The 25,832-nt window shown below is 71.9% G+C and carries 26 protein-coding genes; 8 read left to right on the plus strand and 18 right to left on the minus strand.

Annotated elements, in window-relative coordinates:
• Positions 1-9 precede the first annotated feature (9 nt).
• Positions 10-789 carry an IclR family transcriptional regulator gene (locus tag K3554_RS08945; RefSeq protein ID WP_259939368.1) on the plus strand — a complete coding sequence of 260 codons (780 nt, stop codon included), beginning with the start codon at positions 10-12 and terminating at the stop codon, positions 787-789.
• A gap of 26 nt (positions 790-815) precedes the next feature.
• On the opposite strand, the gene fahA is transcribed toward K3554_RS08945, so the two are convergent.
• The 7 genes from fahA to K3554_RS08980 form a co-directional block, all read right to left on the minus strand.
• Positions 816-2,060: a fumarylacetoacetase gene (gene fahA, locus K3554_RS08950; RefSeq protein WP_259939370.1), complete on the minus strand. Its 1,245-nt coding sequence runs from the start codon at positions 2,058-2,060 to the stop codon at positions 816-818.
• Positions 2,061-2,071: 11 nt separating this feature from the next.
• Entirely contained in the window at positions 2,072-2,713 is a 642-nt protein-coding gene (gene maiA / locus K3554_RS08955; RefSeq protein WP_259939374.1) for a maleylacetoacetate isomerase, read from the minus strand.
• Between the two features lie 58 nt (positions 2,714-2,771).
• Positions 2,772-4,121 carry a homogentisate 1,2-dioxygenase gene (gene hmgA, locus K3554_RS08960; RefSeq protein WP_259939375.1) on the minus strand — a complete coding sequence of 450 codons (1,350 nt, stop codon included), beginning with the start codon at positions 4,119-4,121 and terminating at the stop codon, positions 2,772-2,774.
• 547 nt (positions 4,122-4,668) lie between these two features.
• Positions 4,669-5,196, minus strand: a complete 528-nt coding sequence (locus tag K3554_RS08965) for an RICIN domain-containing protein (RefSeq protein WP_259939377.1) — start codon at positions 5,194-5,196, stop codon at positions 4,669-4,671.
• Positions 5,197-5,207: 11 nt separating this feature from the next.
• Complete coding sequence (locus K3554_RS08970; protein ID WP_259939380.1) at positions 5,208-6,152, minus strand: hypothetical protein; 945 nt, start codon at positions 6,150-6,152, stop codon at positions 5,208-5,210.
• Complete coding sequence (locus tag K3554_RS08975; RefSeq protein WP_259939382.1) at positions 6,145-6,771, minus strand: YHYH protein; 627 nt, start codon at positions 6,769-6,771, stop codon at positions 6,145-6,147. The genes K3554_RS08970 and K3554_RS08975 overlap by 8 nt, the downstream gene beginning before the upstream one ends.
• A gap of 33 nt (positions 6,772-6,804) precedes the next feature.
• Positions 6,805-7,167 carry a hypothetical protein gene (locus K3554_RS08980; protein WP_259939383.1) on the minus strand — a complete coding sequence of 121 codons (363 nt, stop codon included), beginning with the start codon at positions 7,165-7,167 and terminating at the stop codon, positions 6,805-6,807.
• A 171-nt stretch (positions 7,168-7,338) separates the two neighbouring features.
• Here K3554_RS08980 and K3554_RS08985 point away from each other — a divergent pair, with 171 nt between their 5' ends.
• The 4 genes from K3554_RS08985 (at position 7,339) to hisD (ending at position 11,056) form a co-directional block, all read left to right on the plus strand.
• The gene (locus tag K3554_RS08985) at positions 7,339-7,773 is read left to right on the plus strand and encodes a MarR family winged helix-turn-helix transcriptional regulator (protein ID WP_259939386.1); all 435 of its coding nucleotides are present in this window, start codon (positions 7,339-7,341) and stop codon (positions 7,771-7,773) included.
• 87 nt (positions 7,774-7,860) lie between these two features.
• A complete protein-coding gene (locus K3554_RS08990; protein ID WP_259939390.1) occupies positions 7,861-8,211 on the plus strand; it encodes a hypothetical protein in 351 nt (116 codons plus the stop codon).
• Positions 8,208-8,816 carry a DedA family protein gene (locus tag K3554_RS08995; RefSeq protein WP_259939393.1) on the plus strand — a complete coding sequence of 203 codons (609 nt, stop codon included), beginning with the start codon at positions 8,208-8,210 and terminating at the stop codon, positions 8,814-8,816. Before K3554_RS08990 ends, K3554_RS08995 begins: the two co-directional genes overlap by 4 nt.
• 932 nt (positions 8,817-9,748) lie before the next feature.
• Positions 9,749-11,056 (plus strand): histidinol dehydrogenase, encoded by a 1,308-nt coding sequence (gene hisD / locus K3554_RS09000; protein WP_259939394.1) that lies wholly within the window; start codon positions 9,749-9,751, stop codon positions 11,054-11,056.
• Positions 11,057-11,169: 113 nt separating this feature from the next.
• On the opposite strand, the gene K3554_RS09005 is transcribed toward hisD, so the two are convergent.
• The 7 genes from K3554_RS09005 to K3554_RS09035 all read right to left on the minus strand — a co-directional run bounded on the left by K3554_RS09005 (position 11,170) and on the right by K3554_RS09035 (position 18,734).
• Complete coding sequence (locus K3554_RS09005; protein WP_259939395.1) at positions 11,170-11,652, minus strand: EF-hand domain-containing protein; 483 nt, start codon at positions 11,650-11,652, stop codon at positions 11,170-11,172.
• Positions 11,653-11,734: 82 nt separating this feature from the next.
• Positions 11,735-14,782 (minus strand): efflux RND transporter permease subunit, encoded by a 3,048-nt coding sequence (locus K3554_RS09010; protein WP_259939396.1) that lies wholly within the window; start codon positions 14,780-14,782, stop codon positions 11,735-11,737.
• A gap of 8 nt (positions 14,783-14,790) precedes the next feature.
• Positions 14,791-15,867 (minus strand): efflux RND transporter periplasmic adaptor subunit, encoded by a 1,077-nt coding sequence (locus K3554_RS09015; protein ID WP_259939397.1) that lies wholly within the window; start codon positions 15,865-15,867, stop codon positions 14,791-14,793.
• Complete coding sequence (locus K3554_RS09020; RefSeq protein ID WP_259939398.1) at positions 15,864-16,451, minus strand: TetR/AcrR family transcriptional regulator; 588 nt, start codon at positions 16,449-16,451, stop codon at positions 15,864-15,866. Before K3554_RS09020 ends, K3554_RS09015 begins: the two co-directional genes overlap by 4 nt.
• Before the next feature lie 87 nt (positions 16,452-16,538).
• On the minus strand, positions 16,539-17,228 hold the full coding sequence (locus K3554_RS09025; RefSeq protein ID WP_259939399.1) for an NAD(P)H-binding protein: 690 nt from the start codon (positions 17,226-17,228) through the stop codon (positions 16,539-16,541).
• Positions 17,225-17,761, minus strand: a complete 537-nt coding sequence (locus K3554_RS09030; RefSeq protein ID WP_259939400.1) for a hypothetical protein — start codon at positions 17,759-17,761, stop codon at positions 17,225-17,227. The genes K3554_RS09025 and K3554_RS09030 overlap by 4 nt, the downstream gene beginning before the upstream one ends.
• Positions 17,754-18,734, minus strand: coding sequence for an SDR family oxidoreductase (locus tag K3554_RS09035; RefSeq protein ID WP_259939401.1), 981 nt, complete (start codon positions 18,732-18,734; stop codon positions 17,754-17,756). Before K3554_RS09035 ends, K3554_RS09030 begins: the two co-directional genes overlap by 8 nt.
• A gap of 132 nt (positions 18,735-18,866) precedes the next feature.
• Between K3554_RS09035 and K3554_RS09040 the strand changes: the two genes are divergently transcribed.
• Positions 18,867-19,463 (plus strand): TetR/AcrR family transcriptional regulator, encoded by a 597-nt coding sequence (locus K3554_RS09040; protein ID WP_259939403.1) that lies wholly within the window; start codon positions 18,867-18,869, stop codon positions 19,461-19,463.
• Between the two features lie 29 nt (positions 19,464-19,492).
• On the opposite strand, the gene K3554_RS09045 is transcribed toward K3554_RS09040, so the two are convergent.
• From K3554_RS09045 to K3554_RS09055, 3 genes are all read right to left on the minus strand, one after another.
• Positions 19,493-20,479 carry a zinc-dependent alcohol dehydrogenase family protein gene (locus K3554_RS09045; protein WP_259939404.1) on the minus strand — a complete coding sequence of 329 codons (987 nt, stop codon included), beginning with the start codon at positions 20,477-20,479 and terminating at the stop codon, positions 19,493-19,495.
• A 184-nt stretch (positions 20,480-20,663) separates the two neighbouring features.
• Entirely contained in the window at positions 20,664-21,455 is a 792-nt protein-coding gene (locus K3554_RS09050) for an SDR family NAD(P)-dependent oxidoreductase (protein WP_259939405.1), read from the minus strand.
• A gap of 9 nt (positions 21,456-21,464) precedes the next feature.
• Positions 21,465-22,433, minus strand: a complete 969-nt coding sequence (locus K3554_RS09055; RefSeq protein WP_259939406.1) for an LLM class oxidoreductase — start codon at positions 22,431-22,433, stop codon at positions 21,465-21,467.
• Positions 22,434-22,610: 177 nt separating this feature from the next.
• Between K3554_RS09055 and K3554_RS09060 the strand changes: the two genes are divergently transcribed.
• Positions 22,611-23,516 carry a LysR family transcriptional regulator gene (locus K3554_RS09060; RefSeq protein WP_259939407.1) on the plus strand — a complete coding sequence of 302 codons (906 nt, stop codon included), beginning with the start codon at positions 22,611-22,613 and terminating at the stop codon, positions 23,514-23,516.
• A 190-nt stretch (positions 23,517-23,706) separates the two neighbouring features.
• Here K3554_RS09060 and K3554_RS09065 read toward each other — a convergent pair whose 3' ends face one another.
• Positions 23,707-23,928 (minus strand): hypothetical protein, encoded by a 222-nt coding sequence (locus K3554_RS09065; protein ID WP_259939410.1) that lies wholly within the window; start codon positions 23,926-23,928, stop codon positions 23,707-23,709.
• Between the two features lie 153 nt (positions 23,929-24,081).
• On the opposite strand from K3554_RS09065, the gene K3554_RS09070 reads away from it, so the two are divergent.
• Positions 24,082-25,710 carry a tetratricopeptide repeat protein gene (locus tag K3554_RS09070; RefSeq protein ID WP_259939412.1) on the plus strand — a complete coding sequence of 543 codons (1,629 nt, stop codon included), beginning with the start codon at positions 24,082-24,084 and terminating at the stop codon, positions 25,708-25,710.
• The last annotated feature ends 122 nt before the right edge of the window (positions 25,711-25,832 follow it).

Raw genomic sequence — 25,832 nt, forward strand, 5'->3', positions numbered from 1 at the left:
CCGCAGCAGATGAAGCGCAACCGATCGATCGAGCGAGGGCTGCAGGTGCTGGAGGTCGTCCACGCGTCCGGCACCAGCTCGCTGGCGAGCCTCGCGGCGCGGACGGGGCTTCCCAAGCCGACGCTCCTGCGCATCTGCGCGACGCTGGAGGACCGCCGGTGGCTCGTCCGCAGGAGCGGCGATGGATCCTACCAAATCGGCTCGGCGTTTCCGCGGGCCGGCGGCATGCCGGACCTCGTCGACCGCCTCGTCGCGGTCGGAAAGGCGGAGATCGTGCGCCTGTCCGAGGAGACGGGCCTCGCCGTCGACCTCGCGGCCGGGATCGGGGGCGGGCGGACCGAAATCGTCGACACGACGCGCGCGTTCAGGGCCCATGCGGTCCATCCCGACGCCGTCGGCTATCGCCCGTCCCCGGTGCTGTCTGCCCTGGGGGCGGCCTTCCTCGCGGGGCTCTCCGGCGAAGCGCGGGCCGAGGCGCTGGGGGAGCTGACCCAGCGACTGCCGCGCGAGGACAGGGCCGCGCTGCGTCGGCTGCCGCAGCTGCTGCGGGAGATCGCCGCCCGGGGATACGCCGCGCGTGCGGAAGGTCACTGGGGCCGGGCCGTGGACTACGGCGAGCTTCCGGCCGCCATCGCGGTTCCGGTGTCGGCCGGTGCCGAGTGCATCGGCGCGCTCAACCTCGTCTGGAACGCGCGGGACCGATCCGTCGAGAGCGTCGCGCGCGACCACCTGCCGCGCCTGCGCGCGGCGGCGGTGGTCATCGGGCGGGCCTACGCGGGGCCGGACTGATCCGGGGGGGGCGTCCCGCCCGGACGTTACGCGCCGGCGTCCCGGGCCGGCAGTAACGTCCCGGTGCACGGGCCGAAGCCGATGCGGTAGCCGTCCCCCTGCGCGTGGCCGTGCAGCCCGAGCGTGTCCCCGTCCTCGACGAAGGTGCGCGTCTCGCCCCCTTCGAGGGTGATCGCTTCCTTGCCACCCCAGGTCATCTCCAGCAGCGAGCCGAACATGCCCTTCTCGGGCCCCGAGATCGTTCCCGATCCCAGAAGGTCCCCGGTCCGCATGGCGCAGCCGGACGAGGCGTGATGGGCGAGCTGCTGGGGCGCGGAATAGTATAGGGTGTCGTAGTTCGTGCGGCAGATCTCCGTGGCGGGGCCGCCTTCCGGGGCGATGCTCACCGCGAGGTCGATGTCGTAGAGCATGGGGCCAGTGTCGCGGATGTAGGGCAGCAGCTCCCGCTCGCGCGGCGGGGTCGGGCGGCGGAACGGCTCGAGCGCGGCCTTGGTGACGACCCAGGCGCCGATCGTGGTGGCGAAGGCCTTCGCCTGGAACGGCCCCAGCGGCTGGTACTCCCAGGCCTGGATGTCGCGCGCCGACCAGTCGTTCAGCAGCACGTAGCCGAAGATCATGTCGTCCGCCTCGTCCACGGTGACGGGCCGCCCCATCTCCGACGGGGTGCCCACCACCGCGCCCATCTCCAGCTCGATGTCGAGGCGCCGGCAGGGGCCGAAGCTCGGGCGGTCGGCATCGGGCGCCTTCGTCTGGCCCCTGGGCCGGTGGAACGCGGTGCCGGAGACGACCACCGTCGAGGCGCGGCCGTTGTAGCCGATGGGAATGTGCAGCCAGTTGGGTGGCAGGGCGTTCGCGGGATCGCGGAACAGCGAGCCCACGTTGAACGCGTGCTGCCGGCCCGCGTAGAAGTCGGTGTATTCGGCCACCCGGAACGGCAGGTGCATCGTGGCCGCGTCCATGGCGTGCAGCGCCGCGCGCACGGCGCCGGTCTCGTTCCCCTCGCGCAGGAGGTCGGTCAGCGCGTCGCGCACCTCGCCCCAGACCGCCTTGCCCTTGGCCATGAAGGTGTTGAGCGCCGGCTCGTCGAAGCCGTGGTCGGGCAGGAGGCCCGCCGACTGCAGCGCCGCGAGGTCCAGCACGCGGTCCCCGATGGCGACCGCGCAGCGCGGCGCATCGCCGTTCGAGAAGACCCCGAAGGGCAGGTTGTTGAGCGGGAAGGCACCGTCGGGATCGTTGGCCGTCTCGACCCAGGATCGAACAAGGGCAGTCATGGGGTCATCCTTCAGCAGATGGCGTCGGGTTGGGCCTCGGGGCGGGCGGCCTCGAAGGCGGGCAGGCGCAGCGCCGCCGCCTCGATCCGCACGAGGCGCGGGAAGGCGGCGAGGTCGACGCCCCAGCGATGGGCGTTGTAGAGTTGCGCGACGAGGCACAGGTCAGCGAGGTCGGGTGCATCGCCGAAGCTGAACGCGCCGTCGTGGGCGGGGAGCAGGGCGTCGTAGACTCGGAAGCCCTCGGCCATCCAGTGCCGCATCCAGGCGAGGGCCGCGTCGGCGTCGAGCCCGTGCTCGGACCGGAGCCGCGAGACCACCCGGAGGTTGTTCACCGGATGCACGTCGAGCGCGATCACCTGCGCTGCGGCGCGCACCCGGGCGCGCATCAGCGGATTCTCGGGCAGGAGCGGCGGCGCGGGGTGCGTCTCCTCGAGCCAGTCGAGGATCGCCAGCGACTGCGTGAGAACCGTGCCGTCCCCCAGCACGAGAGCCGGCACGCCCGCGGAGGGGTTGATGTCCAGATAGTCGGGGCTGTGCTGCGCGCCCGCCACGAGGTCGACCGGCCGGGTGCGGTAGGCAATCCCCTTGAGTTCGAGCGCCGCGCGCACCCGGTAGGAGGTGGTCGAGCGCCAGTAGGCGTGGAGGGTCAGCACCGCGAACGCGCCTCCCGGCGGAGCGGCGCCCCGCCACGGGGGCAGGGCGCCGGGGGGCTCATTTCCGGCCCGGCGTGCCGTCGAACTTCTTCTCCAGCGACGCCCAGCAGTCGACGTAATCGTCCTGAAGCGGGGCCTCCTCGCCGGCGAACCGCGTGAGCTGCTGCGGGAACCGGGTCTCGAACATGAACGACATCGTCTCGCCCAGCTTCTCGGGCCCGAGTTCGGCGTTGGACGCCTTCTCGAACGCCTCGCGGTCGGGGCCGTGGGGCAGCATCATGTTGTGCAGCGAGATGCCCCCCGGCACGAAGCCGTGGGGCTTGGCGTCGTACTGGCCGTAGATGTTGCCCATCAGCTCGGACATGATGTTCTTGTGGTACCAGGGCGGGCGGAACGTGTCCTCCATCACCATCCAGCGCTCGCGGAACAGCACGAAGTCGATGTTCGCCGTGCCGGCCTGCCCCGAAGGCGCCGTCAGCACCGTGAAGATCGACGGGTCGGGATGGTCGAACAGGATCGCGCCCACGGGGCAGTAGGTGCGCAGGTCGTACTTGAGGGGCGCGTAGTTGCCGTGCCACGCCACGACGTCGAGCGGGCTCTGGCCGATCTCGGTGCGGTGGAACTGCCCGCACCACTTCACGGTCACGGTCGAGGGGATTTCGCGGTCCTCGAAGGCGGCGACGGGCGCCTTGAAGTCGCGGGGGTTGGCCATGCAGTTGGCGCCGATGGGACCGCGGCCGGGCAGCTCGAACTTCTGGCCGTAGTTCTCGCACACGAAGCCGCGGCACGGTCCTTCCAGCACCTCGACCCGGTAGACCAGGCCGCGGGGCAGGATCGCGATCTCCTTGGGCTCGAGGTCGATCACACCCAGCTCCGTGGCGAAGCGCAGGCGGCCCTCCTGGGGCACGACCAGCATCTCGCTGTCGGCGGAGAAGAAGTAGTCGTCGACCATCGACTCGGTCACGAGATAGACGTGGCTGGCCATGCCCACCTGCGTGTGCACGTCGCCGGCGGTGGTCATCGTGCGCATCCCCGTCAGCCAGGTCAGCGCCTCGCCGGAATGGGGGATCGGGTCCCAGCGGTACTGACCGAGGCTGGTGACGTCGGCGTGGATGTCGGGGGCCGAACGGAAGCGGGGCAGGTCGATCCTCGCATAGCGGCGCGAGTGCTTGACCGACGGGCGGATGCGGTAGCACCAGGTCCGCTCGGGCCGGACGTCGGTGAAGGCCGTGCCCGACAGCTGCTCGCCGTAAAGGCCGTAGTTCACCTTCTGCGGCGAGTTCATGCCCACGGGAAGCGCGCCGGGCAGGGCCTCGGTCTCGAAGTCGTTGCCGAAGCCGGGCATGTAACCCGGCGTCGTCGACGTGCCCGGAGCTTGAACGAGTCGTGTCTCGCCCTGAACGTTCATGTCGTACCTCCTGGTTCGCGGCGATGTCCTGCGCCAGCATACCCGATGACGGGGCGATGGTTAGGCCGCGCGAGAGCCGCCGGTCGAGACCGTGTTTCACTGGGTGAAATCACGCGCAGGCGCGAGGCGGGACCAACGCGCTGGAGAAGCCATTGGCGGAGTTCGTCAAGTTTCTGCGCATTGCCTGTTACGTCGCGGCCCGGGACGCGGAGCTCGCCGACGACCTTTTGCCCGTGTGCCTTGCTCGGGGACCATCCCGTATGTGGCCCGCGTGCGGGTCTATCCCGCCCGCGAGCGCTACGGTCTGCTCTGGGTCTGGATGCGTAAGGCCAGCCGCGCCGGCGGTGGCCAGAAGGCACGGCCTCGGCTGGGCAAACGCCCTCCCACAGCCTTACGAGGGTATATGAGGGCAAAGCCACGACCGGAGCGTACGCGATCCTGCTGCCGATCGAGCCCCGGCCCCGTGAGGTTCGGCCCAGGCAGAGCGCGGCGACCGGCCGACTAGCGGGCCGCGAAGCGAAGTGCGCCCCGCGGCCCGGCAGTCCCGTCAGCCCTGGACGGCGAACGTCCTCAGGGCGGGGTCGACCGCGTCGCACGCCTCGATGCCGAGGCTCCGCGACATGAACGGACCGGCGGAGGAGCTCTCCGCAGCGCCGGCGAGGCACAAGGCCTCGTCGCCGCCCGGATGGATCTCTCCGGTCGCCCCGTCGATCGCGAACTGCTGCGCCGGATCGTCGGAGCATTCCACGAGGCTCAGCACGGTCGCCGCCGCATCCGCGTCGGCGGAGAGGCAGAACCCGGCGCACTCCCCATGCTCGATCCGGCCGGTCTCTTCGTTCCAGCGGAAGAGCACGTCGCGGACCGTCGGGTCGTCCGCGTCCGGCTTGCAGGAATGGAGATGCACGCGCTCGGTCTGCCCGCGGTCCTCGGTGTCGATGCAGTAGCCGAGGCCGTCCGCCTCGTCGAGATTGTCGGCGAGGTAGATGATGGGCCCCGTGTTCCGGAGCTGCGGCGCGTTGGCGAGCGCCGCGCCGGGGACGAGGGCCAGGACGGCGAGGAGGGGGAAACGGGTCATGAGATTGTCTTTCAGTCGAGGGTGCGGCGCAGCAGCACGAGGTTGTCGAGCACGAGGTTGGACGACCAGATGAACCGGGCGTCCGCGCCGTCGCGGTCGAAGAGGTCGGGGAAGTCTGTGAAGGCGGGCTTTCCGTCCACGCCCACCGTGTCGTCGCTGTAGACGCTAGCCCGGGGCCAGTCGCCGTCGTCGAAGCCGGGCTCGGTCCAGCCTTCGGGCAGCGGCCAGTGGGCGGCCATGAGGCCGGTGCCGTCGTCGCTGCGGGGGATCTCGCAGGCCGCGCTGTCCCGCACGGGGCCGGAGAGGTTGAGGCAGGCGGGATCGGTGAGGGGCGCGACGTAGTAGGTCTGCGCCCGCCAGTCGCCGTTGGTCAGCAGGACCGGGGCGCCGTCCGCGTTGGTGACCATCATCGCGAGGCCGCCGTCGCCGGGGCTGTAGGCGGCGCCGCGCCCGGCCTCGGACCCGAGGCCGAGGTTCTCCTCCCAGTCGACCATCATGAAGGCGAAGGTCACGGGTCGCCGGGCGGTGAAGCGCACGACCGAGGCGTTGAAGGGGGTGAACGGCACCGCGTCGACCCCGAGCAGCGTGCCGTTGGCGTGCAACTCGAAGTCGTCGTCGCCGAAGAGGTAGGCGACGAACGCCTCGTCGCCACCCGCGTCGATCACGGGGATGGCGGCGAGGTCCACAGCCCTTGCGTCCGCCGGCGTGACCCCCGCGCATTCGTTGTAGAGGTCGGGCGCCGCGGGGGCCGAGCCGAAGGCGGTCTCGGCCGGCACGGTCCATTCGGTCCCGTCTCGGGCCGTGATGCGGCCCACGTCGGTGGGGCGCCCTCCGTCGCAAGTGTAGAGGTCCTGGACGACGGTTTCGGCGGATCCGACCGTGATGCTCGGCTCCTGCGCCTGGACGGCCCCGGTGCAGAGACCAAGGCAGACGGCGATGCGGACGGCCTCACTCATCGCGCGGCCCCCTGCGGCCATGCGCGGCCAAGGCCAGGGTCGCGTCGCAGGTCGTCTCCGTCCCGCCGTTGGCGCACCCCGCCGCCGCGCTGAGGCAGGGCAGAACGGCGTTCGCCGCCGGGTCGCCTGCGTGGTAGTGGTAGCCCAGCCCCTCGACCGCCTGACCCCGGCAGGCGTCGAGATCGGACGGCTCGGAGCTACCTGCGTCGAAGCGCGCGTGCAGCATGTGCCCGTCCAGCGCGATGCCCACGATGGGCGCATGGGCCTCCACGGCTGCCTCCACCTCGGTCGAGCAGCCGGTCAGCGCGTGGTAGTGATACCCCATCCCGAGGTTCACGTGCCCCCCGCAATCGTCGAACGGCGCGAGCGTGTGGGCGTCGAGGATCGCGTCGCGCGGGGCCGGCCCGTCGATCCGCGCGCCGCTGAAGGCGACCCCGGCGCCGAAGCCGTCCGTGACCGGCGAGGGGTCGCCCGTCATCACGGGCACGACCGGGACGACGTAGGTCTTGGTCGCGGGGCTCTCCATGTAGTCGCCTTCGCACTGGACGCAGTAGTTGTTGTACTCCTCCGCCACGTCGGGCCGCGCCGCCGCCCGGCATCCCTCCAGCGTGTCGGTCACGCGGATCTCGCCGGTATCGGGGTCGAAGAGCTGCTAGACGGGATCGTCGTAGTACGCGTCGAAATTGGCGATGAACGGGCCGTCCACTTCGTAGACCCGGTCGTTCTCGAGCCAGATGCCGCCGGCGTCCGGGCCGTCCTGCGCGACGTTCGTGGGGCACCAGGGGCCGGTCGCGTGATCCTCGGGCGCGCCCATCACCGTGATCGCGAAGCAGGACGTCTCCGTGCCGTCGCTCAGGGTGCAGTCGACGATCGACGGCTCCCCGACGACGGCCCCGGCGGCGAAGTGGGAGACCAGCGTCTCGAGCCGGCTCTGCGGGTCGTTCTCCTGGGCGGACGCCGGGCCGGCGACGCCGGCGAGGCCGAGGACGGCGGCGGTGGTCCATCTCGTATGCATCGTGCAAACCTCTCAGCTAGGCCGGGCATCGACCGATCCGCGTCGCGTTCTACCTTGGATCAAAGCCAATCACCGACGGAGGGTTCCACGTAAATGCCCCCGGCCCGATTCCACTCGTTTCTCCACAGCGCCGATCTGCTCGATCGGCGTCTGGCGACAATGCTCTCGCAGATGGGAATCAAGCCGCGGCAGGCGCGTATCCTTGATGCCTTGGACCGCATGGGCGAGGTCTCGCAGAAGGCGCTGATCGAGAGCTTCGACGTCACCTCCGGCTCGATGAGCACGATGATCGACCGGATGGAGGCCGCGGGCCTCGTGCGGCGGCGCCGCAGCGCCCGGGACGGGCGCGTGGACCTGATTTCCGTGACGCCCCACGGGGCCCGGCTGCTGGAGGAGGTGCGTGTGGTCTGGCGCGAGATGGACGACCTGATCGAGGCGAAGCTCGGGCCGGAGAAGGCGGCCGTGCTGACGGAGCTCACGCGCGAGCTGAAGTTCGCCCTCGGCGCGAAGGTCCCGCCCAGCCCGGGCGGAGTCGCGGCGGCCCGCGAGGCGACGGCGGCCGAGCTGGCGCGCGCGGACGAGAAGGAGACGCGGGATGAAGGCTAGCGCCGCCCGCCCAATCATCGCGGCCATTGCGCCCGGCCACCTCGCGGGCGCAGAGCCGCCCCGCTGCGCAGCCTGAGCGGTCTGAGCATGGCCGCCCGCCTCGTCGCCTTCGCCTGCCAGAACTGGGGCCTGCTCTCGGTGCTGCTGCTGATGCTCGCGGTCGCGCTCTGGTTCGCGGCGCAAGTCGTGCTCGACTTTTTCTACTTCCACGACCCGGCCCATGTGGACGTCGACCTGAAGCCCTGGATGACCCCGCGCTTCATCGTGCTGACCTACGACCTGCCGCGCCCCTTCGTGTTCGACACCCTGGGCCTGGACGACAAGTCGGGGAGAGGACAGCGGCTCGGGCGTGTCGCGCGGGAGATGGGCGTGACCATGGAAGAGGTGACCGCGCAGGTGCGGGACGCGGCCGAGGCCTACCGGAGGGGCGACCGGTGATCGACACGCTGCTCGGCCTCGTGCCCGACTACGGGCTGTGGCTGCTCTTCGCGGTCGTCGCCCTGGCGGGGGTCGCGGTGCCGCTCCCGGCCTCGATGCTCGTGCTCACGGCGGGCAGCTTCGCCGCCGCGGGAGATCTCGGCTTCGCCGCGGTCGTCCTGACCACGCTCGCGGCCTTCGTCCTTGGCGACCAGATTGCCTTTCTCATAGCGCGCCGCTTCGGCCGCGCGGCCCTGGCGCGCGTGGCGGGCGGTCCGAGGCTCGGCCCGGTGATCGCGCGCAGCGAGGCGCTCCTCGACCGGCACGGCGCGGCAGCGGTCTTCCTCCGCCACACGGTCCTCAGTCCGACCTGCCCCTATGTGAGCTACCTCAGCGGGGCGGGCTGGCTGGCGTGGCGACGCTTCACGCCGGTGGCCGTGATCGGCGCGGCGCTCTGGGCCCTGTCCTACGCCGGGCTGGGCTACGCCTTCGCCTCCCAGCTTGAGCAGGTCGCCACGTTTCTGGGCAACGTGCTGGGCTTCGTGCTGGCCGCGGCCGCGGTGGGCGCCCTCGCCCTGGTCCTGCGCGCCCGGTGGCGGGCCCGGGACGCGAGCAATCCCGCCTGAATTTTCCGGATGATGGAGCGAACAAGGTGACCCACGAGAGCATTCGTTGACGTCCCGCATCGTGCGCGAAGTCCTCGACTCTCGACTGTCGGTTTGCCGACTGCGGCCCTGAGGTGGTCGCGCTGTTCCGCCGTTCTGTGCGGCGCGGCCTCGTGCCCGCGGACATGACCGACCCCCGAGACCCGGGAGCCCGTCCATAATCGGTCTCGCCTCGCGAGAGGTGCACTCCCGCCAAATCGGTATCCGCCCGGCGAGCGCGATGTTGTCGAAGCCGATTGCCGGGAGGTTGCACGGCACCGAGACTCAACGGCGCCGTGCCATCCTGAACGAGTGCAAGCTGCGAACCCACCCTGGGTCACGCGAATCTTAGGCTTACGAACCGCGACGCGAAGCACCGGGTACCGCCGGCCTCCTACGGGAGGACGTTGGGCGCGGTGTCCCTCCCAGCAGTGCCATGGGGGTGATCAATCTCTCGGACTTCATCCTTCGGAAGCTTCTCGCGGTCCCCGCGATGCCGGTCGGCAGCAAGGGAGCGAACCGGGTGATCCCGCCGGTCGCCGTGTCCCCGCCGTCCTCATACAGGCGCTTGCGATTCCCTGCGTGTCTAAGGGCTCCCAAGCGGCAGGCTACGCGGTGGAGTCGACATCAGGCATCTTCGTCCGCCCGCCTATTCCGGAGCCTTTGGCCGACCTCATCCGCGTGGACGCGAACCGGCAGCGCCCCCCCGACGGTCACCGCGCGGCATGGGTTTCGTCACACCCCTTAGTGGCGACATCCTCACGGTATCCGGCTCCATCCGGCGGATGCGTCCCCGGGATCGCCGTCGGGGCGGTGCCCTTCCGGCCGTGCATGCTTATCGTCGGCCTGGGGATCGCCTATGCCTCGGCGGTCCCCGCGACCTTCCGAACCGCCATCCACGAGTGAGCCGTCCCATGACCCGCACGTACCTTAAGCGCGCCTGCAAGACCCCCGCCACCGACGCCGGCGACGTGCGCGAGACCGTCGAGGCGATCCTCGCCGACATCGAGGCGGGCGGCGACGCGGCCGCGCTGCGCTACGCCGCGGAGTTCGACCGCTACGAGGGCGACGTGATCCTGAGCCGTGCGGAGATCGCGGCCGCGCGCGCGCAGGTCCCCGAGCAGCTCAGGCGCGACATCGCCTTTGCCCACGACAACGTGCGCCGCTTCGCCGAGGCCCAGCTCGGAACGCTGCGCGACGTGGAGGTGGAGATCCGGCCCGGTCTCGTCGCCGGGCAGCGGGCCATGCCCGTTACCACCGCCGGCTGCTACGCGCCCGGCGGGCGCTACAGCCACGTCGCCTCCGCCATCATGACCGTGACCACCGCCAAGGTGGCGGGCGTGCGGAACATCCTCGCCTGCTCGCCGCCGCGGCCCGGGATCGGCATTGCGCCGGCGATCGTCTACGCCGCCGACCTGTGCGGCGCGGACAGGATCGTCGCCATGGGCGGCGTGCAGGGCATCGCCGCGATGACGTTCGGCCTGTTCGGCCTGCCGAAGGCCGACATCCTCGTGGGGCCCGGCAACCAGTTCGTGGCCGAGGCCAAGCGCATCCTGTTCGGTCGCGTGGGCATCGACATGTTCGCGGGGCCCACCGACAGCCTGATCCTCGCCGATGCCACGGCCGACCCGGAGGTGGTGGCCGTCGACCTCGTGAGTCAGGCCGAGCATGGCTACAACAGTCCCGTCTGGCTGGTGACCGACGACCGCGCGCTCGCCGAGGCGGTGATGGCCCGCGTACCCGCGCTGATCGACGCGCTGCCGGACCTCAACCGCGACAACGCCCGCGCCGCATGGCGCGACTACGCCGAGGTGATTCTCTGCCCCGACCGCGAGGCGATGGCCGCGACCTCCGACGCCTACGCGCCCGAGCATCTCACCGTGCAGGCCGCCGACCTCGACTGGTGGCTGGAGAAACTCACCTGCTACGGCTCGCTGTTCCTCGGTGAGGAGACGACCGTGAGCTTCGGCGACAAGGCGTCGGGCACCAACCACGTCCTGCCAACCAGCCGGGCGGCGCGCTACACCGGCGGGCTCTCGGTGCACAAGTACATGAAGATCGTCACGTGGCAGCGCTCGACCCGGGAGGGTTGCCGCGACGTGGCCGAAGCCACTGCGCGCATCAGCCGTCTGGAGGGAATGGAGGGCCACGCCCGCGCCGCCGACATCCGGCTCGCCAAGTATTTCCCCGGCGAGGCCTTCGACCTGCGCGGCGCGGACTGACGGAAGCCACTCGATTTTGGTATGCTCGGCCTCCGTCACTGAAGGCTCGTCCGGCTGCGGCGCCCGGACGGGGCTCGCGCATGTCGCCGTCCGGGCCGGAGAACGCGCGGGCTCTAGTCCCGCATCGCGTGGCGCAGGGCTACGTTGGGGACGAAGCCGCGCAGGAACTCGGTGCGCGACATGGCCCCGTCGCCGTCGCGGTCGGCGTAGGCCGCTGCGGCCGCCATTCCCTCGCGCAGCTCGGGCAGGTCGAGCCGTCCGTCGCCGCCGCGGTCGAAGAGGTCGAACAGCAGGCCGAACACCGCGTGGTAGGCTTCGGCCCGGTCACGGTGGGCCGCCATGTCGTGGAACCCGAAGGGCCATTCCTCGAACTCGGTGCGGTCGACGGCGCCGGAGCCGTCGGCGTCGAGGCTGGGGAACATCTCCGTCACCGCCACGTCGATCTCGGCGGGAGCGAGGCGCCCGTCGCCGTCGGTGTCGAGGGCGAGGGCGCTCGCCTCGATGGCGGAGCGCGCGGCGTCGGGCGTGCCGTCGGTCTGGGCGAAGGCCGCGGCGGGGGACAGGAGCACGAGCGCGCAGGCGAGGGGTCTGATCATCGGAACGGTCCTCGTTCGGGGCAGGGGAGAGCGACCGGCGTCTTGGTGCCGGGGTGGAGGGTAGCGAAAATGCGGCGGCGGATCACGCGGGAACGGTCGCCGCGGCGGGCCGCGCCGCGCCGCCGAACAGCACGCGGTAGAACACGGGCGCCGCGATCATGGTCAGCACCGAGGCGAAGGCGAGCCCGCCCATGATGGTGGCGGCCATGGACTGGAAGAACGCGTCCGACAGCAGCGGCAGCATCCCCAGGATCGTGGTCGCCGCCGCCAGGAACACGGGCCGGAGGCGCGAGGTCGAGGCGGCGACGATGGCGTCGTCCAGAGGCAGGTCGGGACGGGCCTCGCGGGTGAGGTCGATCTCCTCGACCAGCACGATGCCGTTCTTGATCAGCATGCCCGACAGCGACAGGAGGCCCAGCAGCGCGGTGAAGGTGAAGGGCAGGCCGGTGCCCAGCAGCGCGAGGCTGACGCCGTTCACAGCCATGGGCACGAGCAGCCAGATCACCAGCGGCTGGCGCAGGGCGTTGAACAGCAGCACCGAGATCAGCACCATCACGACGAGGCTGACCGGGAGCTGCCGGCCCAGCGAGGCCTGCGCCTCGGACGCGCTCTCCAGCTCGCCGCCCCATTCCATCGCGTAGCCGTCGGGCAGCGCCATCGCGTCGATGGCGTCCTGTACCTCGGCCTGCACCTCGGCCGCGGTGGCGCCGCGCGGGATGTCGGCCCCGACGGTGATGACCGCGGCCCGGTCCCGGCGCTGCAGCAGCGTGTCCTGCGGCTCGAGGCGGAACCCGTCGATCACCTGGTCGAGCGGCACGAGCGTCCCGCCGGTCTCGGAGTAGACAGCGTGGTCGGTCAGCGCGAGGCCGGCGTCCTGCTGCGCGCGTATCACGATGGGAATCTGGCGGTCGCCCTCGCGGAACGTGCCGGCGTCGATGCCTTCGGTCGCGTAGCGCAGCACCTCGGTGATCTGGCTGCGCGAGATGCCCGCGTCCTGGGCGCGGTCCCCGGCATAGACCGGGCGCAGCACAAGCTCGCGCTCGCGCCAGTCGTGGCGCAAGGCCAGGACGCTCTGCGAGGCGGCCTCCATGCGCGCCATGGCCTCGTCCGCAAGGTCGCGCAGAACGTCCGGGTCGCGCCCCGAGAAGCGCACCTCGATCGGCGCGCCGCCGCCGGGGCCGAAGGCCAGCCGCTTCACGCGCACCTCGGCCTCGGGCACGGCCATGTCGGCGAAGGCCGCCAGCGCGTCCATCTCGGCCTCGATCACCTCCAGCGAGGTCACGCGGACGATCAGATGCCCGTAGCTCGGGTTCGGGTCCTCGGCCTGGTAGGTCAGCATGAAGCGCGAGGCGCCTTGCCCCGCGAAGGCCGTCACCGCCTCGACCGCCTCGCGCCCGGCGAGCCAGTCCTCGAGCACCGCGAGGTCGCCCGAGGTCTGCCCGATCGACGCGCCCTGCGGCAGCTTGAGGTGGACGAAGTAGAGCGGCGTGTTGCTGTCGGGGAAGAACTGCTGCCGCACCTGCCCGAAGAGCGCGTAGCACACGGCGGTCCCGCCGATCAGCGCCACGATCACGAGCCATCGCAGCTTCAGCGAGGCGCGCAGCACGGCGGCGTAGCCGCGGAACAGCGCGCCGTCGTAGCTGTCGCCCGCGCCCTCGGCGCCCTGCCGGAAGAAGTAGTGCCCAAGGAGCGGCGTCGCCGTGATGGCAAGTACCCATGACAGCAGTAGCGAGATCGCGATCACGGCGAAGAGCGAGAACAGGAACTCGCCGGTTGCGTCGGGGCTAAGGCCGATCCCCGCGAAGGCCATGATCCCGATCACCGTGGCCCCGAGCAGCGGGACCTGCGTCCGGCTGGCCACCTCGGTGGCCGCCTCGCGCGAGGTCTTGCCGCCGCGCATGGCGATCTGCATGCCCTCCGCGACCACGATGGCGTTGTCGACCAGCATCCCCATGGCGATGATCAGCGCGCCGAGCGAAATGCGCTCCATCTCGATCGATGCCAGCGCCATGAAGAAGAGCGTGCCGACCACCGTGAGCAGCAGCGTCGCGCCGACGACCACCGCGGCCCGCCAGCCCATGAAGATCGCCAGCACCGCGATCACGATCCCCACCGACATGGCGAGGTTCACGAGGAACGCGTTCGACGCCTCCTCGACCACCGCGTGCTGGCGGTAGATCGACTGCACGGAGACGCCCAGCGGCAGGTCGGCGCGCAGCACGTCGAGCCGCGCGTCGACGCGCTGGCCTACCGCGACGATGTTCTCGGTGGCGATGCCGGCCACGCCCAGGGTGAACGCCGGAACACCGTCATGGCGCACGACGAGGTCCGGGTCGGCGTCGGGGCCGCGGAAGATGCGCGCGAAGTCCGAGAGGTTGACGATCTGTCCGGCCACGCCGACCGACAGGGCGGCGATCTCGCTGACGCTGTCCGATCCCTCGGGCCGCTGTACCAGGGTGCGCCCGCCACCATCCCGCAGCGCGCCGCCGTCGACGATCTCGTTGGCGCTGGCGACCGCACCGACCATGGCCGCCGGGGGAATCCCCAGCGTCGTGGTCAGGGCCGGATCGGGCTCCACGTAGATCACCTCGTCCGGCACGCCGGCCAGCGCCACGTCGGCGACGCCCTCCACCGCCAAGAGCTCGCGCCGCAGGAAGGTGGAGAGGTCGTTCACCTCGGCGTCCTCGAAGCCCGGCGCGGTGACCGCGTAGTAGAGGCCGTAGACGTCGCCGAAGCCGTCGTTCACGAAGGGCGGTGCGGCGCCCGCGGGCAGCGGCGCCTCGGCCACGCGGTTGCGCAGCTCGGTCCAGATGCGCGGCAGCTCGGAGCCGTCGTAGGTGTCCTTCACGTTGACGGTGATCCAGGACAGGCCGGGCTGGTTCATGGACTGGATGTCCTTCACCTCGCCGATCTTCTGGATCTGCGACTCCAGCGGCTCGGACACCTCGAGAGCCACCTCGGCGGCCGACGCGCCGGGGTACTGCGTGACCACCACGGCGGTCTTGATGGTGAAGGCCGGGTCCTCGAGGCGGCCCAGGGTGGCGAAGCCCCAGATGCCGCCCAGGAGGCAGATCAGCATGACGATCCAGGTGTAGACCGGGCGGTCGATCGAGAAGCGCGCGATGTCCATGATGCAGCCTATTCTCCGAACCCGGTGAAGCGGCGCACCGCCGCGCCGTCATCCAGTCGGCCCGCGCCCACCGCGACGACCTCCTGTCCCGGCTCCAGCCCGTCCGTCACCTCGACGGTGCCGCGGTCGGTGGCGGCGATCGTCACGGGGACGGCGCGGACCGTGCCCGTCTCGGCGCCCGCGGGCTCGAAGACCATCGCGCGGGTGCTGCGGTCGTTCGCGATCACGATGGCCGAAGCGGGCAGCTCGATGCGCGCGCCGCCCGTGCGCAGCTCCGCGCTCACCTCGGCGGAGGCGCCCGGCAGGACCACGAGGCCCTCCGGCGGCGCCATGCCGAGGGTCAGGCGATAGGTCTGGCCGACCGCGGCGGTCTCGGCGTTGAACTCGCGGATCTCCAGCGGAAAGCTCCGGTCGCTGGCGGGGAAGCGGGCGGTGAGGCCGATGTCCGCCGCCTGTCCGGCGCGCTGGAACAGGGTCTCGGGCACGTCGATCTCGATCCTGAGGTCGGACATGTCGTGCAGGCGCACCACCGGGGTGCCCGCCGCCACGGTCGAGAAGTTCGGCACCAGCCGCGCCGCGACGAGGCCGTCGAAGGGCGCGTGCAGCTCGGCGTTGCCCAGCGAGCGCTCGGCGTCGCGGCGGGCGATCTCCGCCAGGGTGGCCTCCGTGGCCGCGTCCTCGAGGTTGGTCTCCGCCACCGCGGAGCCGACGAGCTTGCGGTAGCGCTCCTCGGTGCGCCGCGCCTGCTCGGCGCGCGCCTCGGCCTCATCCAATGCGAGCCGGAACGGCGCGAGGTCCATGCGCGCAACCAAGGCGCCCTCGGGCACCGGCGCGCCTTCCTCGACCGGCAGCTCCACGATCTGCCCGCCGACCTGGAAGGCGAGGTCGACGGTCTCGCGCGCCACGACCTTGCCGAAGAACACCCGCCGGATCGCGCCGTCACCGGCAGTGACGGGGGCGAGCTTCACGACGGGGGCGTCGGCGACGGCGGGGCCGCCGAACAGGGCGAGCGCAAGCAGGGCGCCGCCGAAGGCGGCGGCGATCCGGGGTGATGCCCCGCGGGGCGACGGTATGGGGTGGTTCACTCGGTGTTCCTCGGTTCCACGGCGGGGTCGCCGGCGGCGGCGACGCATAGCTGTCGCAGGGTGGCCAGTTGCGTGAGCAGGTGCTCGCGGTCGCACGCGTGGCGGGCCGCGGCCTTGGATGCGCGCTGCATGCAGTCGGCGAGGTCGGGGACCGCGATCCCCGCCGCCCGGATGGACGGCGCGTGGGGCTGCAGAAGCTCGGCGATCACGGCGCGGAACCGCTCGCCCGCGGCGTCGATCTCTTCGCGGGCGCTCGCATGGGCGCCGTCCACGAAGTCCTCGGCGTTCGGCATCGCCGCGACCATGTCGAAGCCCGAGACGACCGCGCGGTCGAACACGAGGTCGAGCCGATCGGCGAGCGTGGCGCAGTCCGCAAGGCCCGCGGCGATCTCCTCCAGCGCGGTCTCGGAATAGCTGCGGATCAGGGCGCGCAGGATGTCGTCCTTGTTGCGGAAGGTGTTGTAGAAGGTCTGGCGCGACACGCCGGCCTCCTCGCACAGGTCGCCCATGCTCGTGCGCTTCACCCCGTAGCGCGAGAACACCCGCAGGGCGGCGTCGAGCAGCTTGCGTTCGGTGTCGTTCACTTCGGGACCTCACTGCGGTTCGCCTCGACCGGATTTTGACGATCAGACGAAGAATGTAAACCTGTTTGACGTGCGTCGGTCGCGGCGTCACGCTGGCCGGTGCGTCCCCGTCACCCTCCGCGCGAGCGCGTTGATGCGGGCCGAGCCGATCCGCTCCCCGGACATCGCGCCGACCTGTCCGAGGAACACGGCCACCGCAGCGCGGCCGATCTCCTCCGCGGAGGTCGCCAGACCGAAGGGGCGCATCGCGGGGGCAAGCAGGGCCGCCCAGCCATACAGCGGCACCCGGTGGCGCAGCCCGCGCCGCACCGCGATGGCGCCGGGCCGGAACGCGACGGCGCAAGCGAAGCCCATCCCGAGGATCGCGTTCTCGGCCCGCCCCTTCGTCCGCGCCGCGATGTCGCGCGCGCGCTCCGTCCCGTCGGCGCCCGCTGCGGAGACGAACACGAAGCGGCAGTCGGGGCTGCGCGCGTGCAGGGCCCTCGCGGCGGCGACGGCGTGGTCGTGGGTGATGCGGGCGTAGGCCTCAGCGCTGGCTCCGCGCTGGGGCACGCCCACGGCCCAGAGGCAGCCGTCGACATCCTCGAACTCGGACATCAGCGGCGCGAGGTCGCCGAGATCCGGGTGGACCACCTCGTGCAGCTTCGGGTGCCGCCGGCCGGAGGGGCGGCGCACGACGCAGACGACCTCGCCGATGCCGGGGTGGTCCAAGCACTCCAGCAGGACCCCGGCCCCGACCGTGCCGGTCGCGCCGAACAGCAGGACGCGGAGGGTCACCCTCCGCGCCCCGCGGCGCCGCTCAGGGAATCCGCCAGTTGCGCCCGATACGTCTCCAGGCGGGCATTGGCATTCGTGTCGACCAGCATCGCCACCACGACGGCGGCGATGGCGGTGACAAGGCTCGCGCGCCAGTTGGGGCCGCTCAGCAGCGGGATCAGCAGGGCGCAGACGGCGACGACGACGGGGAACACCCGGAACACGGCGACGCGGTAGCTGTTCAGCGCCCTGTGGGCCAACGCGATCTCGGCAGCGATGGCGCTCGCGGCGTCGGCGGCGTGGGCCGCCGGGAAGCCGGCGAGGCGGGCCCTCCCGGACAGCACCAGCCCCACCCCGAGCACGAGGAGCAGCGCGCCCGCCACGATCATCGGGACTACGTAGGCGCGCGCCATCTCCGTGCGGCCCACCTGCCAGAACCCGAAGGCGGCGAGCAGGAACGCCGCGCCCGCGAGCGCGAAGACGGCCGACGACAGCATCTCCGCCCGTGCCCAGTCGGCGGCGGTCCGCACGACGTCGAGGCGCGCCTCATCCATGACGCCGCTCTCCCGGAGCCGCTTCGGCGGCCAGCAACCACCGGAATCCGGTCTCGCGTTCCGAGACCTCCCACAGCCGGCGCATCTCGGCCGGGTCGTGGGCATGCGGCTCCAGCGTGCCGCGGCCCACGGGACCGGTCCACTCCATGCGTCCGGTGGGGCCGTAGAGGGCGCGCGGCTCCAGCCCGTCCTCGGTGGCGCACATGACTTCCGGGTAGGCGCCCCGCTCGGCGGACTGCACGAGAGGGGACATCGCCATGAGGCGGAACAGGATGCGGGTGCCCAGGCCGCCGCTGGTCTCGATCAGCGAGGTGCGCGACGAGCCGGGGTGGCAGACGAGCACCTCAACGCGCTTGCCGGCGGCGCGCACGCGCTCCTGCAATTCGTAGGCGAACATCATCTGCGCCAGCTTGCTCTGGCTGTAGGCGGGGTTGGCCGCGTAGTCCCGGTCCCAGTTCAGGTCCTCGAACCGGATGCGGCGCAGGCCCATCTTGTAGCCGAGGCTGGCGACCATGACGATCCGGCCCCCGGAGGCGTCGATCCGGTCGAACAGCATCCCGCAGAGGCGGAAGTGGCCGAAGTGGTTGGTGCCGAGCTGGCTCTCGAAGCCGTCCTCGGTGAGGCGCCGCTCGGGCACCTGGGCGATGGCCGCGTTGCAGATCAGCGCGTCGATGCGGGGCGTGGACCGCAGAACCTCCTCCGCCGCCGTGCGCACGGAGGCCTGCGACGCAAGGTCCATGCGAATAGGGCGCACTGGGGCGCCCGCGCCGAACTCCGCGCGGAGCTTCGCGACGGCCGCCGCCGACTTCTCGGCGCTGCGGTTCAGCATCACCACCTCGGCGCCCTTGCGAACGAGGATGCGCGCGGCCTCGAAGCCCGCGCCGGCGTTGGCGCCGGTCACGAGGAACGTCTTGCCGGAAAGGTCGCCGAGACGCTCGGGCGTCCAGCCGGCGGGGCCGAAGGAGGTGGTCATCGCGGGTATCCCGTGGTTGGGGCGGCGGCCCTTCGGGGGCGGCCGCGCTTGCTATCGTAAACCGTGGGGTTTACCTATGCGGAGCCGGATTGGGTGTAAACCCCCCTGTTTACATTTCTGCGGAGAGGCGCGATGAAGCTGACGGACCGGAAGCGCAAGGACATTCTCGACGCGGCCATCGTCGAGTTCCGCGAGCAGGGCTTCCCGGCCGCCCGCGTGAACCGCATCGCCGATCTGGCCGAGGTCTCGAAGCGCACGCTCTACAAGCACTTCGAGAGCAAGGAGGTGCTGTTCGCCGCCATCACCGACATCCTGCTCGACGAGATCGCCGCCGCGCCGAAGGTGGAGCTGCGCCGCGATGCACCCGTGCGCGCGCAGCTGGTCGAGGCCGTGCGGGGCTACGTGGCGCACCTCACGCGCGAGGGGAACATGGCGCTGAACCGCCTCGTGATGTCGGAGCTCCTGCGCGACCAGGGCCTCGCCCGCGCCTTCTCGGAGCGGGCGGCGGCGCAGGACGGCCCCGTCACCGGCCTCGTGGCCGACGCGATGGAGGCGGGCCTCCTGCGGCGCGCCGATCCGGCCTTCGCCGCGGGGCAGCTTCTGGCGATGGCCAAGCACTTCCTCGTCTGGCCCGACTTCTTGCTGGGCATGTCGTCGGGTCCGGAGGCCGGCGCGCTGGTCGAAGAATGCGTGGACACGTTCCTCGCCCGCTACGGCCCGGAAAGCTGAGGGCCGGGCGCGGGGCCCGGCCCCGAGCGTCAGGCCTCGACAACGACCTTGCCGAGCGCCCGGCCGCTTCCGAGCCGCGCATGGGCCTCGCCCACCTGCGCCATGGTGAAGCGCTCGGCGTCCAGCAAAGGGGCGACCGCGCCCGCGTCGACTAGCCGTGCGAGGTCCGCGAGGATCCGCCCGTGCGTCTCGCGGCCGACGTCGTGCAGCATCGGCAGGAGCATGAACACGACGTGCAGAGACAGGCCCCGGAAGTGCGCGGGCGTGAGGTCCAGCTCCAAGAGCGCGACGGTCGTGACCACGTGGGCGTTCAGCGCCGCGGCCTCGAAGGAGCCGGTGAGGTTCGCGCCGCCCACGGTGTCGAACACCACGTCGAAGCCGCGCCCGCCGGTGTGGGCCGCCGCGATGTCCTCGGGCGTCTCCGCGCGGAAGTCGGCGAAGGCGGCGCCGTAGCCCTCGACCGCGGCGCGCTGGTCGTCGCCGGTGCCGGTCGCGACCACGTCCGCCCCGCGGTGGCGCGCCAGCTGCACGGCGACGTGGCCCACGCCTCCGGCGCCGCCCTGCACGAGCACTTTGTTCCCCGCGGCGACGCCCGCGCGGTCCAGCCCCTCCCACGCGGTGATGCCCACGAGGGGCAGGGCGGCCGCCTCGCGCATCGACAGCGTTCGGGGCTTATGCGCCACGAGCCGCGCGTCGGCGGGGATGAACTCGGCCAGCGCGCCTTGGAGGTCAGCCAGGCCGCCCGCGCAGCCGTAGACCTCGTCGCCCACTGCGAAGCCCTCCACGCGGTCCCCGACCGCCTCGATGGTGCCCGCGAAGTCCATGCCCAGCACGGCCGGCAGGGCGGGCGAGAGGGGAAGGTCCGTGCCCATCGCGCGGATCATCGTGTCGATGGTGTTCACGCTCGTGGCCGCGACGCGGACGAGGACCTGGCCCGGGCCCGCGGCGGGGCGGGGCATCTCGGCTTCCGCGAAGGGCGCGTCGGGGCCGTAGTCGGTGAGGGTCATGGCTTTCATCGGTGTCTCCTGCCGTTGCGTTGCGCTGGGGAGGAGATACCGGGGCGGAGCCGGGAGGATAATCCGCTGGGATCGGAGTTCAGTTTTCGAAAATCTCGCGCAATCGGTGCCCCGATGCCGGGCGCGGTTCCACCCCCGATGCCACGGGGGCGCCGGGGGCGGAGATAGCCTCGGGGAGAAGCGATCAGTCGGCTACGTCACCCGTCAGCTCGCGGATCGCGTCCATCACCGCGGCGACGTGGCCGTCTTCACTCGCCGCCGGGTGGGGCGGCGCGAAGCGCCCCGCATCGTTGTCGAAGTAGCGGCCCGAGGCCTCCGCGAACTCGTCCCCCAGCGCGGCGCGCACGAGGATGTTCGCGCCCACCGCGAGGTCGTTGCCCGCGACGCCGAAGCCCTCCTTCACCATCTTCGAGGCCAGCAGCGAGCCGGGGTTCACCGCCACGAACACAGGACCGTCGGGATGGGCACGGGCCTGCGCCTGCGTCTGGATCGTGATCGCCAGCTTGCTCTGGGCGTAGGCGGCCATGTCGCCGAGCGCGCCGCAGCCCCGCATCGCCTCGACGTCCACCGGCGCCTGCGCGGCGGAGGACAGGTTCACGACCCGGCCGTCGTTCGGGATGGTCGGCAGCAGCTCCCGCGTCAGCAGCCAGGGCGCGAGGGTGTTGACCACGAAGCGGACGTCGAGACCCTCGGGCGTGCGCGGATGGGGCGTCTTGAGCACGCCCGCGTTGTTCACGAGCACGTCGAGCCGGTCGTGCCGCGCGCGGATCTCGGCGGCGAGGGACACCACCGCGCCCAAGTCCGACAGGTCGGCGCGGAACGTCTCGGGATCGCCGCCCACCTCGCGGGCGGCGGCCTCCAGCTTCTCGGCGCTGCGGCCGTGCAGCAGGACCGCGTGGCCCCGCTCGGCCAGCATCTTCGCGGTCAGGAGGCCGATGCCGTCCGTCGCGCCGGTGATCAGGATCGTCTTGGCCATGGGAGCTCCTCAGTCGTGGAAGTCGGGCAGGACGTCGCCGGCCAGACGGTGCATCGTCTCCTCGACGTCCGCGCCGTTGAACCGCAGATTCAACGCGACGTGGTTGATGCCGAGGTCGCGGACCTCCGCAAGGTAGCGCCGCAGATAGGCGGTGCCCGACCGGAAGCCGAGGTGGATCGGCGCGGGGGGCGCATCGGCCTCCGCCACGAGGTCCACGTAGAGCGACTGCATGACCGGCTTGTCGGGCAGCCCGGCCTCTGCGACGCGGCGGCGGTAGTCGTCCACCACGCGGCCCTGAGCGGCGGCGTCGCGCGGATAGGTCATCCAGCCGTCGCCGTTCCGCGCGACCGAGTCGGGGGGCTGCCGGCTGCCGCCGGTGATCAGGAGGGGCAGGCGGCCCGCGGCGGGTTTGGGCAGCATGTCGATCCCGCCCCGCAGCGTGCCGTGCGCGGTGCTGGCCCGGGGGAAGTCCTCGGCCATCGCGCGAATGTACTCCACCGCGTCGCGGAACCGATCGCCCCGGTCCTCGAAGCCCATACCGAGCGCCGGATACTCCTCGGGCCGGTCGCCCGAGGCGACGCCGAGCAGCAGCCGCCCGCCCGACAAGACGTCCACTGATGCGGCGGCCTTGGCCACGTGGGCGGGGTGGCGCAGCGGCAGCACGACGCTGGCCGTCCCGAGCGCGATGCGCCGCGTCGCGGCCGCCAGCGCGCCGAGATAGACGAACGGGTCGAACACCTGCCCCGCGTCGCCGAACGAGGGCACGTCGAACGGCACGTCGCGCAGCCACAGCGCGGAGAAGCCCAGCTCGTCGGCCAGCCGCGCCCGTTCGAGGTGGCGCGCCAACGTGGGAACGGCGCGGTGGGGGTAGGCTTCCAGCGGCGCGACGAGGCCGACGCTCAGGCGCCCGGGCCGGAACACGGCGCCGAAGGCGCGGTTGAGAGGCGCGAAGGTGCGGGCGTCGTCGCGGTCGAGCATGGTCGGCGTCCTCGTCGTGCGTGGTGCATCCGGGGAACGGCGCGTGCGGCGCGGTGGCGCCGCTCCCCGGCGTCCGGCGGGGGAGGGGCGCCGGACTGTCCGCAACCTATCCCTTGCACGCGGGCGATGAACCCGCCCACATCCGAGTTCACTTTTCGGCTCCGGGATATGATCGCCGTGGACACCGACAACCTCCGCCTCTTCGTGATGGCCGCCGAGCGGCGCAACATCTCGGGCGCCGGGCGCGCGCTGGGCCTCGCCCCCGCGGTGGCGAGCGCGCGGCTCGCGAAGCTCGAGGGCGAGCTGGGGGTGGAGCTCCTGCACCGCACCACGCGCAAGGTGTCGCTCTCGCTGGAGGGCTCGGACTTCCTGCCTTATGCCCGCGAGATCCTCGCCCAAGCGGACGCGGCGCGCGTTGCCCTCGGCGGCGGCGGCGCGGGCCCGAGCGGCACGCTGCGCTTCGCGGCCCCCAGCAGCTTCGCGCAGCTCCACGTCATGCCGCTGCTGCACGCGTTCCGGCGCCGCCATCCGGACCTCACGCTGGACCTGCGCCTGTCCGACACGCGCTTCGACGCCATCGAGGGCAGCTTCGACCTCGCCCTTCGCAGCGGGCCGCTGGCGGACACGAGCCTGCGGGGCCGCAAGCTGGCCGACGACGTCCGCGTCCTGTGCGCCGCGCCCGCCTATCTGGCAGAGCACGGCACCCCCGAGACCCCCGCGGATCTGGAGCGTCACGAGCTGATCGCCTGGGGCAGCGTTGAGCGGCGCGAACTGGTCGATGCCGCCGGCGAGACGGCCCCGATGGACCCCTCCCGCATGCTCTGCCGCGTGGTCGTCGACGACGGCGCCGCGCAGCGCGAGGCGACGATCGCCGGCGTCGGCATCTCGGCGAACTCGCTGTGGAGCGTGGCCCACGAACTGGCCGCAAGGCGGCTCGTCCGGGTGCTGCCCGCATGGCGGATGAACGACCGCTCGGTTCTCTGGCTGGTCTATCCGCGCAGCAACGTCCTGACCCCGAAGACGCGGGTGTTCATGGACTTCCTGATCGAGAACCTGGGCGACCACCCCGGGTGGGGCGGGTGAACGGCGGCTCCCGCAGGCGATGCCCTGTCCGCCGTGTCGTCTGGCCGACGAGGCTCTTCGCCCCTCTTGGCTCGCTCGGCAGACACTTCGCGGAGGCTGCCGAACGAATTCCATGGGACCGATTCCGGGCGACCTTGGGATGGCGTCGTCCGGGCCACCGGGGCGCCGCGGCCCAGGCCCCCGCGCGGTCTCACCAGAGCGCGGCCTTCGGCACCGCGCCCGGCTCGCCACTGGTGCGCCGGTTCGCCTCGGTGCGCGGCGGCAGCCCCATGTCCGCGAGGCGCTCGGCGGGCATCTCCGTGAGGGCGGCGGCGTCGCGCGCGTTCCGCTGGGCCTCGGCGTCCGCTGCCAACAGACCGGCGACGAGACGGCGGAGCGAGGGGCGGCGGGGTGCGATCAGGGTCTTGTCCATGGTTCAAATCCTCCGTTTGGATCGACTGCGATGGAGGGAGCATGCCGTGCGCCCGCAAACGCAGCGCAACGCGGTGCGGGGGATCGAGCGGCGCGGCGTCAGGCCCGCGCAAAAAACCGCGCCGCCGTCCGCAATTTCTCGTAGCCTCGTTCCATGACGTCGCTCGTTCTGCATCTGACGGGATCGTTCCGCATCACCCGCCGCGATGGCGCCGCCCCGGGCTCTCCGAGCCGGCGGGGCCGCGCGATGCTGGCCTACCTGGCCTGCCAGCCGGGTCTGCGCGCGGAACGGGGCCTGATCGCCGACCTCCTCTGGTCGGACCGCTCGGAGGCGCAGGCGCGCGCCTCGCTGCGTCAGGAGCTTTCGCTGCTCCGGCGCCAGTTTCCGGGCGGCGCGATCGCCGCGGACCGGCTGGAGGTCTGGCTCGATCCCGCGCTCGTGGCCGTCGACGCGGACGGGGGCGGGGAGTTCCTGCAGGGCTTCGACCTGCCGTCCGAGGGGTTCGAGGACTGGCTGCGCATGGAGCGGGCCGAACGGGCCGGAAAGGGTCCTTCGAGCGACGCGCCCGGCGACGGGGCGCCCCCGCCCGAGCAGCCCGCGCTCGCGGTCATGCCGTTCGAGGAGCTGAGCGCCGAACGGGGCGACATGTTCGCCGACGCGATCGTCGAGGAGATCACCGGCGCGCTCAGCCGCGTGAAGACGTTCCACGTCGTCGCGCGGCAGTCGGCCTGCGCCGCGCCGCGGCGGGAGCTTCCGGTGCCCGAGCTCGCCCGGCTCCTCGGCGTCGACTACCTGATCGAGGGCAGCGTCCGGCGCGCGGGCCGCCGCGTCCGCATCGCGGTGCAGCTCGTGCGCGGCGCGGACGGCCACACGCTGTGGTCCGAGCGGTTCGACGACGAGCTCGACGACCTGTTCGACCTGCAGGACCGCATTGCGATCCAGGTCGCCGGCCGGCTCGCGCCGAACCTGCGGACGGCCGAGATCGCGCGGGCCCGGCGTCACGCGCCGGGGGAGCGATCGGCCTACGAGCTGACCCTGACCGCGCTGCCGCACTTCTGGATGCACGACAGCGACGAGAACGACCGCGCCATCGCCCTGCTCGACGCGGCGCTGTCGAAGGCGCCCGGCTACGGGCCGGCGCTGGCCCAGCGGGCGTGGTGCCAGTCGCACCGCTGCAGCTACCTCTGGGCCCGCGACCCCGTGCCGGTGCGGGCGGCCGCCCGGCGGGACTTCGAGGCCGCGCTTCCGGCGGTCGACGACCATGCGCCCGCCCTGACGGCGCTCAGCGCGACGGCGGCGCTGGCGCTGCGCGACTTCCCGTTGTCGGAGGACCTCGCCCGGCGCGCGCTCGACATCGACCCGAACAATGCCTGGGGCTGGCTCCGCCTCGGCTGGGTCACCTGCTTCCTGGGCCGGACCGACGAGGCGCTGGCGTGCTTCGACCGGGCGGAGATGCTCAGCCCGCTCGATCCGTTCCTCTTCAACATCGCCTTCGGACGGTCCTGCTGCCTGCGCGCGCAGAAGGACTACGATGGCGCGATCGCCCTCATCCACAAGGGGCTGCGGGCCGCGCCCAAGGCGGTCTGGTCCTACCGCCTCCTGTTCGGGACGCTGTGGCTGAAGGGCGACCGGGAGGGCGCGATCGCGGCCGGGCGCAAGTGGCGGGCGGCGCATCCCTGGCTCTCGCCGCAGATGCTCCTCGAGAGCCTGCCGTCCTGGGACTACGACCCGGAGTACCTCGACCTGCTGGCGCGGTTCGACGAGCTGATCCCCGACGACTGACGGCTGCCGGAATTCGGGGCGGGAACCGTAACACCGCGCCTGCCCTCCGGGCCGCACCGGCGGAGCCGCCGACGCGGCTCCGCATCCCGCGGGCGCACTGCCTGCGCGAACCTCGGACGGCC

The organism is Jannaschia sp. W003, assembly GCF_025144335.1.
GTDB lineage: Bacteria > Pseudomonadota > Alphaproteobacteria > Rhodobacterales > Rhodobacteraceae > Jannaschia.

What these genes read in the sequence shown, in the direction of transcription:
- K3554_RS08945 (WP_259939368.1), top strand. Translation starts at nt 10, where the DNA reads ATGAAGCGCAACCGATCGATCGAGCGAGGGCTGCAGGTGCTGGAGGTC.
- fahA (WP_259939370.1), bottom strand. Translation starts at nt 2,060, where the DNA reads ATGACTGCCCTTGTTCGATCCTGGGTCGAGACGGCCAACGATCCCGAC.
- hmgA (WP_259939375.1), bottom strand. Translation starts at nt 4,121, where the DNA reads ATGAACGTTCAGGGCGAGACACGACTCGTTCAAGCTCCGGGCACGTCG.
- K3554_RS08965 (WP_259939377.1), bottom strand. Translation starts at nt 5,196, where the DNA reads ATGACCCGTTTCCCCCTCCTCGCCGTCCTGGCCCTCGTCCCCGGCGCG.
- K3554_RS08970 (WP_259939380.1), bottom strand. Translation starts at nt 6,152, where the DNA reads ATGAGTGAGGCCGTCCGCATCGCCGTCTGCCTTGGTCTCTGCACCGGG.
- K3554_RS08980 (WP_259939383.1), bottom strand. Translation starts at nt 7,167, where the DNA reads ATGCATACGAGATGGACCACCGCCGCCGTCCTCGGCCTCGCCGGCGTC.
- K3554_RS08985 (WP_259939386.1), top strand. Translation starts at nt 7,339, where the DNA reads ATGGGAATCAAGCCGCGGCAGGCGCGTATCCTTGATGCCTTGGACCGC.
- K3554_RS08990 (WP_259939390.1), top strand. Translation starts at nt 7,861, where the DNA reads ATGGCCGCCCGCCTCGTCGCCTTCGCCTGCCAGAACTGGGGCCTGCTC.
- hisD (WP_259939394.1), top strand. Translation starts at nt 9,749, where the DNA reads ATGACCCGCACGTACCTTAAGCGCGCCTGCAAGACCCCCGCCACCGAC.
- K3554_RS09005 (WP_259939395.1), bottom strand. Translation starts at nt 11,652, where the DNA reads ATGATCAGACCCCTCGCCTGCGCGCTCGTGCTCCTGTCCCCCGCCGCG.
- K3554_RS09010 (WP_259939396.1), bottom strand. Translation starts at nt 14,782, where the DNA reads ATGGACATCGCGCGCTTCTCGATCGACCGCCCGGTCTACACCTGGATC.
- K3554_RS09030 (WP_259939400.1), bottom strand. Translation starts at nt 17,761, where the DNA reads ATGGATGAGGCGCGCCTCGACGTCGTGCGGACCGCCGCCGACTGGGCA.
- K3554_RS09035 (WP_259939401.1), bottom strand. Translation starts at nt 18,734, where the DNA reads ATGACCACCTCCTTCGGCCCCGCCGGCTGGACGCCCGAGCGTCTCGGC.
- K3554_RS09040 (WP_259939403.1), top strand. Translation starts at nt 18,867, where the DNA reads ATGAAGCTGACGGACCGGAAGCGCAAGGACATTCTCGACGCGGCCATC.
- K3554_RS09045 (WP_259939404.1), bottom strand. Translation starts at nt 20,479, where the DNA reads ATGAAAGCCATGACCCTCACCGACTACGGCCCCGACGCGCCCTTCGCG.
- K3554_RS09050 (WP_259939405.1), bottom strand. Translation starts at nt 21,455, where the DNA reads ATGGCCAAGACGATCCTGATCACCGGCGCGACGGACGGCATCGGCCTC.
- K3554_RS09055 (WP_259939406.1), bottom strand. Translation starts at nt 22,433, where the DNA reads ATGCTCGACCGCGACGACGCCCGCACCTTCGCGCCTCTCAACCGCGCC.
- K3554_RS09065 (WP_259939410.1), bottom strand. Translation starts at nt 23,928, where the DNA reads ATGGACAAGACCCTGATCGCACCCCGCCGCCCCTCGCTCCGCCGTCTC.
- K3554_RS09070 (WP_259939412.1), top strand. Translation starts at nt 24,082, where the DNA reads ATGACGTCGCTCGTTCTGCATCTGACGGGATCGTTCCGCATCACCCGC.